General features: G+C 69.5%; 4 protein-coding genes. 3 read left to right on the forward strand and 1 reads right to left on the reverse strand.

The genetic code is table 11. The features are described 5' to 3' along the window. Positions 1-504: 504 nt before the first annotated feature. Positions 505-663, forward strand: coding sequence for a hypothetical protein (locus AC1MIR_RS27540; protein WP_480031360.1), 159 nt, complete (start codon positions 505-507; stop codon positions 661-663). Positions 664-671: 8 nt separating this feature from the next. After that, positions 672-1,856 carry a metal-dependent hydrolase family protein gene (locus tag AC1MIR_RS27545; RefSeq protein WP_480031361.1) on the forward strand — a complete coding sequence of 395 codons (1,185 nt, stop codon included), beginning with the start codon at positions 672-674 and terminating at the stop codon, positions 1,854-1,856. A 309-nt stretch (positions 1,857-2,165) separates the two neighbouring features. Here the strand turns inward: AC1MIR_RS27545 and AC1MIR_RS27550 are convergent, their stop codons facing one another. Then, on the reverse strand, positions 2,166-2,966 hold the full coding sequence (locus AC1MIR_RS27550) for a substrate-binding periplasmic protein (protein ID WP_480031362.1): 801 nt from the start codon (positions 2,964-2,966) through the stop codon (positions 2,166-2,168). Between the two features lie 199 nt (positions 2,967-3,165). Between AC1MIR_RS27550 and AC1MIR_RS27555 the strand changes: the two genes are divergently transcribed. Further along, the coding region (locus tag AC1MIR_RS27555) for a sensor histidine kinase (protein WP_480031363.1) at positions 3,166-4,891 on the forward strand (1,726 nt) is incomplete at its 3' end.

Below are 4,891 nucleotides of genomic sequence, written 5' to 3' on the forward strand. Positions count from 1 at the left end.
GACCTGGCGCGATAAATCGCGGCGGGACGGCGCCGAAAACCGCACCGAGCAGCCCGCAAGAGACCGCTTGCTCACCGCACACACCAGGAAAACCAAGCCTCCGGCCGCGAATTTCCCCAGCCTGCTAACAACAGCGTGGGCGCGACCGCGCGTGACTTCAGCGCCTCGACGGTGGACCTCGCCGCGGCGCCGTTGGCAGTGCAGGTCACGAAGCGGCGATTGCCGTAAAGACGCACGCCTGAGTTATCGGAGAGGGGTGCAGCTACCCATGCTGCACCCCTCCCTATGCGTTGCGAACTATGCGAACAGCCGGCCGGGTCCGTGATAGTGCGCTTGGTGCCGTGGTGGGTCAGGCTGCTCTTCGCGCATGTCGGAGGCGCAATCCGCAATGCGAAGGCCCGACCGGCCTATCCGCCGGCCGGCCAGCGGATGAGATTCTCTTTACCTCCCCACAATTCCCAGAGTTATCGTGGCGTCGCACCGACCCGAGCCAGGAGACGAGGCATGAGCAGCCTGATTTCACCTCGCCGTCGTGACATTTTCGGCCTTTCGGCGGTGGCCATCTCCGCCCTGGTCTCGACCCGCGCTGCCGCGCAGACATCCCCCGCGCCGCCGACGCTGATCCGCAATGCGCGCATCTTCAATGGACCGCCCCGAACCTGATCGAGGGCATGGACGTGCTGATCGAGGGCCAGGTGATCCGCCGGATCGCCCGCGGCATCGACGCGCCGGCGGGCACCGTAGCGTTCGACGCCGCGGGCCGCACGCTGTCGCCCGGTTTCATCGCCGCGCATGAGCACCTGATGATGCAGATGTCGGCGCCCGAGCTGCTGACCTCCGACACGCGCTACTTCGCCTATGTCGCGACGCAGACGGTGCGCACCTACCTGATGAACGGGTTCACCTCGGTCCGCGACGCCGCGGGGAACACCTTCTCCCTCAAGACCGCGATCGACCGCGGCATCGTCCTGGGACCGCGCATCTTCCCCTGCGGCCCGATGATCTCCCAGACCAGCGGCCATGCGGACCATCGGCTGCCCGCGCAGGGCCCCGCGCTGGTCGGCGGCCAGCCCAGCACGCTGATGGCCTATGGCGACATGGCGGTGGTGGACGGCGTGCCGGAGGTGCTGAAGGCCGTCCGCGAGTCGATGCGGATGGGTGCGACGCAGATCAAGATCGCGGTCGGCGGCGGCACCGGATCCTACTCCGATCCGCTCGACGTCATCGAGTTCACGGCGGAGGAGATCCGCGCCGCCGTCCAGGCGGCCGAGGACTTCCAGACCTACGTCATGGCGCATGTCTACAACCCGCCGGGCATCCGCCGCGCGGTCGAGAACGGCGTGAAGAGCATCGAGCACGGCAACCTGATCGACGAGCCGACCATGCGCGTCGTGCAGGAGAGCGGCGCGTGGCTGTCGCCGCAGGTGATCGTCTTCACCTTCATCCCGAACGGCTACACCGAGGACCAGGCGGCCAAGCACCGCGAGGCCTATGCCGGCATCGACAACATGTTCACCATCGCGAAGCGGATCGGCTTCGACCGGATCGCCTTCGGCACGGACATCATCACCGACCCCGCGGCGCTCGCGCGCATGAACGAGGAATTCGTCCTGCGCACGCGCTGGTTCACGCCCTTCGAGGTGCTGCGCCAGGCGACCGCCAATTCGGGCGCGCTGCTCGGGCTGTCGCGCCGCTACAGCCCGGGGAAGCTCGGCGTGATCGAGGAAGGCGCGCTGGCGGACATCCTGCTCATCAACGGCGACCCGCTGCGCGACATCAACATCCTGACCAGGCCGGCGGAAAGCCTTGCGTTGATCATGAAGGGCGGGGCGATCCAGAAGAACAGCCTGCGTTGAGGGCGAAGGCTGTCGAGGCCGAGGAGATCCCGGCCCGACACGGTGCCGGCTGCGACGAGGCCGGCGCGCACGTGACGAACGAGGTTATGGCCAGATGAACACCAATAATCCTGACCGCCGTCGCCTTCTGAGCCTGGCCGCCGCGGGCGGCGGCGGAAAAGACCGGCGATCCGACCCGTCCGGTTTTCCCGAACGGTCGCTCAGGCTCTCCTCCGTGCCCGCCTGACCCGGCGGACCAACCCGCAGGGCATCATCGCGCGGCCACGGCACGCGATGGCACCCGACCGCCGCCACGCGGCCAGGACGCTTTCAGCGCAGCAGGATGGGGGTGAGCCCGTGGCGCTCCGCCGCGCGCGCGAGCGTGCCGTTGGCGCGGGCCTCCGAAAGCAACGCATTCACCGCCGCCAGCCAGGCCGGGTCGTCGCGCGGCACGGCGAAGGCGTAGCGTGTCTCGCCGAAGCGGCCTGGCGGCTCGACGATGCGCACCCAGTCGTGCATCAGCACCATCCGGCGGGTGTAGGGGAAGTCCGACATGAAGGCGTCCACCCGACCGGCCTGCAGCTCCGCCTCGCGGGTTCGGGGCGGGGCCACGACTTCCAGCGTGGCGTTGCGCAGCGTCTCGCGCATCAGCGGCTCCATGAACGTCCCGGCAGCGACGGCGATGCTGTTCCCCGGGCGGTCCAGGTCGTCCCAGCCGCGGATGATGCGATTGTCGCGCGTGGTCACCGCATAGACCGCGCTGGCGAGGTAGGGTTCGCTGAAGGCGACGCGCGCGGCCCGCTGCGGGGTGATGCCCACGCCGAACATCGCGACGTCGCATGCGCGCTGCTCCAGCCGGTCCATGAAGTCGCGGAAATTCGTCTCGACGAAGGCCAGCCGGACGCCCAGCCGCCTTGCGAAGTCCCGCGCCAGGTCGATGTCGATGCCTTCGAGCTCGCCGTTGCGCGGGTTCCGATAACTGATGGCGAAATAGACCGGCCAGATGCACACGCGCAGCTCGCTGCGGGCCCGCACCGCCGAGAGCGTGTCCGCAGCGGCCGGCGCCGCCGGTTGCGCAACGGCCGGAGCCTCCCAAAGCAGGGCCACTGCTGCCATGATCGCGGCCGACATGGACGCGAAGCTTCGTCGCCAGGTTCGCATGGCCTCATCCCTTCCGCCCGCGAGGCGCCCAGCCGCGCGACTGCGCGCGCCCCGCCTCGGCTTCGTTCTATCGGTTGCACTCATCATTGCCTGCATCATCCTCCAGCTGTTCCTGAGCGACCAGAGGCGCCGCGATGCCGAGCACGACGCGCGCCGCATCGTCGGCGGCGTGGCCGGCAGCGTGACCGACGAGGTGAACCGCGTGCTCGAGGTCGCGGATCTCGTGCTGATCGAAATGGCCGAACGGGCCGCTGGCGGCTCCGAGCCCTGGGACAGCCAGCGCATGGAACGGCGGCTGCGCGAATTGCCGCAGATCCGCGCGCTGCTTGTCACGGACCTGCTCGGCCGCGTGACGCATGCGACCGTGGAGGCGCTCGTCGGGCAGGATCTGGTCGCCCGACCCTGGCTGTACGGCCTTGCGGCCGAAGAAGAGCGCATGGTGGTCGGTGACCCGGAGCCCGGGCGCTTCCCCGGCCCACCTGGCCGCAGCGTGGCGCAGGCCGGGCGCTGGACCATCCCGCTGGCACGTCCCATCCAGATGGCGAATGGCGGCTTCCGCGGTGCGGTGATCGCCCTGCTCAATCCCGACCAGCTGAGCGTGATCGGCCAGCGCGCCGCGCAGTCCTTCGACGTCGAGGTGAGATTCTTCGGCTTCGGCGGGACCTTGCTGGCCAGCGCCGCCGGTGGCGCCGAGGGCATCGGCGGGCGCAACGACGACGCTTGGATGTTCCGCGACCACCTGCCGCGGGTCGAACGGGCGACCCAGGCCGGGCTCGGCAGCAACGGCGTGCCGGCCTTCGCCAGCTTCGCCGTCACCGCCACCGGCCCGATCGTGGTCGAAGTCTCGCAGCCCGCGCGCGTCGCATTCGCCGAGGCGGAACAGCGCAACATGGCGACCGCACTCGGGCTCACCACCATAGCCGCCGTGGCCCTGCTCGCGCTCTTCATTGTCCTGCGGCAGACCGAGAAGCTGCGGGCGCAGGGCGCGCGCCTCGCCGAGAGCGAGGCCGCGGCCAGGGCAGGCATCCATGCCAAGCAGGAATTCGTCGCGGTGATGAGCCACGAGATCCGCACGCCCATGAACGGGCTGATCGGGATGGCCGGGCTGCTGCTCGACACCCGCCTGGATCCGCTCCAGCGCCGCTACGCCGAGACCCTGCAGCGTTCGGCCGAACACCTTCTGGTGGTGCTGAACGACATCCTCGACTTCTCCAAGCTCGAATCCGGCGCGTTGGAGCGGGAGGAGATTCCCTTCGACATCGAGACGGAACTCGGCACCATCCTCGAGCTCTTCGCGCCGCGCGCGTCGGAACGGGGCGTGGAACTCGTCTGCTCTCTCGCGCCCGACCTGCCGGCGCGCGCGATGGGCGATCCCGCGCGCTTCCGGCAGATCCTGTTCAACCTCGTCGGAAATGCGGTGAAGTTCACCGAAAGCGGCTGGATCGAGGTGACCCTCGATGCCCACCCCGATGGTCGCGGCTGGCGCCTGTTCTGCAGCGTGCTGGACACCGGGCCGGGCCTCGATCCCGCCCAGATCCCGATGCTGTTCGACCGCTTCACGCAGGGCGACAGCTCCATCAGCCGGCGATTCGGCGGCACCGGTCTCGGCCTTGCGATCAGCCGCCGCCTTGTCGAGGAGATGGGCGGCAGCATCTCGGCGGCGCAGCGCGCCGGCGGGGGCAGCGCATTCCGTTTCTCGATCCATGTCGGGCACGTTGCCTCGCCGCCGACCGAGGCGACCGTCGCGCTGCAGGGGCTCCGCGTGCTGGTGGTGGACGATCTCGCGCTCAACCGGGAGATCCTGCTGCGACAGCTCCTGGGCCTTGGCGCCGAGGCTTCGGTCGCGTCCAGCGCGCAGGCGGCGCTGGCCGAGCTGCGTCGCGCCGCGGCCGCCG

This window comes from Falsiroseomonas sp. RANM36, assembly GCF_056682175.1.

What these genes read in the sequence shown, in the direction of transcription:
- AC1MIR_RS27540 (WP_480031360.1), top strand. Translation starts at nt 505, where the DNA reads ATGAGCAGCCTGATTTCACCTCGCCGTCGTGACATTTTCGGCCTTTCG.
- AC1MIR_RS27545 (WP_480031361.1), top strand. Translation starts at nt 672, where the DNA reads ATGGACGTGCTGATCGAGGGCCAGGTGATCCGCCGGATCGCCCGCGGC.
- AC1MIR_RS27550 (WP_480031362.1), bottom strand. Translation starts at nt 2,966, where the DNA reads ATGTCGGCCGCGATCATGGCAGCAGTGGCCCTGCTTTGGGAGGCTCCG.